The organism is Cytophagia bacterium CHB2 (assembly GCA_030263535.1).
Lineage (GTDB): Bacteria > Zhuqueibacterota > Zhuqueibacteria > Zhuqueibacterales > Zhuqueibacteraceae > Coneutiohabitans.
Genome location: SZPB01000477.1, coordinates 1 through 3949, shown reverse-complemented (window position 1 = coordinate 3949; position 3949 = coordinate 1). Strand labels below are relative to the sequence as shown.

At 58.5% G+C, this 3949-nt stretch carries 4 protein-coding genes; all 4 read left to right on the top strand.

Annotation, left to right across the window (positions count from 1 at the left end; genetic code table 11):
- The coding region (gene narH / locus FBQ85_27525) for a nitrate reductase subunit beta (protein ID MDL1878883.1) at positions 1 to 565 on the top strand (565 nt) is incomplete at its 5' end.
- A gap of 3 nt (positions 566 to 568) precedes the next feature.
- Entirely contained in the window at positions 569 to 1450 is an 882-nt protein-coding gene (locus FBQ85_27520; GenBank protein MDL1878882.1) for a tetratricopeptide repeat protein, read from the top strand.
- Between the two features lie 18 nt (positions 1451 to 1468).
- On the top strand, positions 1469 to 2515 hold the full coding sequence (locus tag FBQ85_27515) for a glycosyltransferase family 2 protein (protein ID MDL1878881.1): 1047 nt from the start codon (positions 1469 to 1471) through the stop codon (positions 2513 to 2515).
- 430 nt (positions 2516 to 2945) lie between these two features.
- Positions 2946 to 3887, top strand: a complete 942-nt coding sequence (locus tag FBQ85_27510; GenBank protein ID MDL1878880.1) for a class I SAM-dependent methyltransferase — start codon at positions 2946 to 2948, stop codon at positions 3885 to 3887.
- Positions 3888 to 3949: the final 62 nt, after the last annotated feature.

The following is a 3949-nucleotide window of genomic DNA, read 5'->3' as shown; positions in this document are numbered from 1 at the left end:
GGACAAGGCCAACGGCATCGCCGACACCACCATCCGCGCCGCCCAGCTCTCCCCGGTGTACAAGTTCGTGAAGCAATGGGGCATCGCCCTGCCGCTGCACCCGGAGTTCCGCACGCTGCCCAACCTGTTCTACGTGCCGCCCATGCTGCCCGCCATGGCCAGTGTGGACGCCGACGGCGTGTACGACAGCACCACCAAGAGCCTCTGGGGCGGGGTGGAGACCGCGCGCCTGCCCATGAAGTACCTCGCCAGCCTGTTCACCGCCGGCGATGAGGAGAAGGTGCGCAACGTGCTGCGCAAGCTGCTGGCCGTGAAGATCCACCGCCGCGACGCCACCGTGGGCGATCTGCCGAAGGAGGAAGTGGAGGAGGCCCTGAACATCGGGCGCACCAACGCGGCCGAGGCCGATGCCATCTTCCGCCTCACCAGCCTGGCCACCTTCAACGAGCGCTTCGTGATCCCGCCCGCGCACCGCGAGGAGAGCATCGAGATGATGGAGGCCACCGCCGACACCAAGGGTGAGACCGGCTTCGGCTTCAAGATGCGCCCCGCACGCGGCCTCTGACCGATGAACCACCTGGCCAAATACCGCCCGTTCACGCCCCTGGTGTCCTACCCCGATGCCGGGCTGCCCGCCGCCGTGGAGCGCTGCACCGCCATGCTGGGCCTGCACTGCCCGGAGGCCGCGGCGACCCTCGCCCCCTTCGCACAATGGCTCGCGGCAACCCCCCTGCACGACCAGGAGGAGGTGTACGCGCGCACCTTCCACATCCAGGCCATCTGCTACCTGGACCTGGGCTTCGTGCTCTTCGGTGAGGACTACAAGCGCGGCGAGTTCCTGGTGAACATGAAGCGCGAGCAGGCCCTGGCCGGCAACCACTGCGGCGACGAGCTGCCGGACAACCTGGCCAACGTGCTGAACCTGCTGCAAAACTACCGTTCCGCGTTCCTGCACCTGGCGCAATATCATCTCTCCCGCCGTGAGAATGACGAGGTCGTAAGAACGCTCGATCGCATGGGACAAGTCATGCCGGAGTATGTCATTCCGACGAGTGATTTTCGCATCAACGAGGCGATTGGCTTGATGTATGCGCAGGCCGGGCGCCCGGAAGAGCTGACCAAGCGCTATCGCAACATGATTGAAAATGAGTACGGCCGGCTGACCGCCGTGAATGATAAACTGTCGTTTGCCGATTATTTGAACTATCGCGGGCAACGGGCGCTGGCCGAATCCCTGGCGCAGGAGGTGATCAAGCAAAATCCGGCGCAGCGTGAAGGGTATCAGTGGTTAGCGCGCCTTTACAGTATGACCGGCGAGCGCGATAAAGCGGTGACGGCTTTGGAACAATTGTTGGCGCGCTTTCCGGATGATCAAGCGGCGCGCACGCAGTTGGAACAGTTGCGCGGCACGGCGCCCGCGCCGGTTGATACCAGCCATTCCTCGAATTAAACGCGAGGCTGAACCGCCGTGCCTGTTGAAAAAAAATGGCCGTTGGTGTCGATTATCATTCCGCATTGGCGCGGCGCGGAAATATTGCAAAGATGCTTGCAAAGCTTGCAAGCCACGGATTACCGCCCCTTTGAGATTTTGCTCATTGACAATGCCGGCGATGACGGCAGCGTTGCGAGAGTGTTGCCTCATTTCCCCGAAGTAAGAGTTGTGGCGAGCGCAAAGAATCTCGGTTATGCCGGCGGCTGCAATCTCGGATTGCGTGCAAGCCGGGGCAAGTATGCCGCGCTGCTCAATAATGACGCGGTGGTTACACCCGGCTGGCTTGCGCCGCTGGTGGCTGCGATGGAGCGTGATGAAAGCGTCGCTGCTTGCCAGCCGAAAATTCTCGCTCTCGATGCACCGGATCAGTTTGATTATGCCGGGGCGGCCGGCGGTTTTATGGATTGGCTCGGCTATCCGTTTTGCCGCGGCAGAATTTTTTTTACGCTCGAACACGATCGCGGCCAGTACGACGATGAAGTCGATATTTTTTGGGCGAGCGGCGCGTGCTGCTTGCTGCGGCAGGCGGCGCTGACGGAAACCGGCGAGTTGGATGAACATTTCTTCGCGCACATGGAAGAAATCGATCTCAACTGGCGCTTGCATTGGGCAGGTTATCGCGTGCGCGCCGTGCCGGGCGCCGTGGTTTATCATCAAGCCGGTTCGACGCTGCAAGCGGAATCCCCGCGCAAGGTTTATCTGAATCATCGCAACGGCCTGATTCTGCTGCTCAAGAATATGCCGGCGGCGCAATTATTCAAAGTTTTGCCGCTGCGTTTGTTGTTGGATGTGCTCGCGGCGCTGCGCATGTTGCTCCGTTTGCAATGGAGGCAGGCGGTGAAGGTTTTTGCAGCGTACGGTTATCTTATCACACATGCCGCGCAGATTAAGCGACAGCGCCGGCAAGGCTATGACAGCCGTAAAATTGCGCCTGCGGCAATGCTAAGCAAATTTTATTCGCGCAGCATTGTGTGGGATTATTTCGCAGGCGGCAAGAAACGGTTTTCTGACTTGCCCAGCTAGTGGGCTGTTACCTTAATTTTGTAGGAGTGCCCCTCGAAATGTCTCAGGCGAATCTTGTGAAATACTCGGCATAATGCCTGCAACTTCACAAGTTCCCTCCTGGATGACATACCGAGTGGGATATACTTTTCAAGGTAACAGCGCACGAGAATGATCATGCGAAGCCGCGTTGTGGCGAGTCTGAACGAAGCCTTTCTGCAACGATAACGGCTTTCGTTCCAAGAACACCTCTAACACCAATACCGTTCACTTAGTAGCCCTGCCCCGTGTGGGGCACTGCAGGAAGATTGAAATTATTTGCGTTAGCATCGACCCGCAAGGGGCCGGGACTACGAACGAAATGTTAAGTGAGCGGTATTGCCTCTAACACCTCTGCGCAAGTGGTGTGATCTTCCTGTACACTTGAACACGAACGCAAAAGAGATAACCGTTGTCTGATTTCGAGCATTGCGCCTGTCCGGTTTGCGCCGAAGACGCCGGTGAGTTATACATGCGTGTCGCGGATCGCTTCGCGTTGGCCGAGGGTCCGTCGTATGATCTGCAGCGCTGTCGCGTGTGCGGCATGATTTACTTGAATCCCCGTCCCGACGAAGCCATGAGCGGCCGTTATTATCAACACGAAGCTTATTTGCCTTTCGCCAGCCTTGCCGCCCGGCCAACCGCGACGCAAAAGCTTTACGATTATCTCCGCCAAATCAATCTCAGATGGAAACGCCGGTTGCTTTCGCGATTCTGTGCTCGCGGCGCCCTGCTCGACGTGGGCTGTGGCACCGGCGAGTTTCTCGCGTTCATGCGCGCTTCCGGTTGGCAAGTGCGAGGATTGGAACGCGACTCGGCTGCCGCGGATTGGGGCCGGCGCAACTTTCAGCTCGACATCGCAACCGGCAGTGTGCAGGATTTGAAGGCAGGATCGCCTTCCGACGTGATCACGCTTTGGCATGTGCTGGAACATCTTTATTCACCCAAAGCCGCGCTGTTGCATTTGCGCGATCAATTGACCGAGGACGGCCAGCTTATCATCGCCGCGCCTCATATTGAAAGCTTCGATGCCAGAGTTTATGGCAGCGATTGGATCGCGCTCGATGTGCCGCGCCATGTGAATCATTTCACGCTGCCAGCCTTGCAGCGGCTGGCGGAAACGTGCGGCTTTCACTTGCTCGCTTGCCGGCAATTGCCGCTCGACGCTTTTTTTAATGCCATGATGAGTGAACAATTGCAGGCACAAGCAAGAAAGTCACGTTCATGGTTTTTGCCGCTGCGTTTCGCGCGCGCGGGGGCAGTTGCTGCTGCTTCGTTGATCGCCGGCAGCCGGTTTTTCCCCGGCCGCTTCCGGGGCGCAACGCTGGTGGGGGTGTTGCAGAAAACACGCTGAGTTCTGCCGGATTTGACCGGGCGTAAAAATAAATCGTTGTTTACACCGATTCATTCGATTAT

Excerpts from the sequence above, each read along its gene's own strand:
- FBQ85_27520 (MDL1878882.1), top strand. The coding sequence starts at position 569 with ATGAACCACCTGGCCAAATACCGCCCGTTCACGCCCCTGGTGTCCTAC.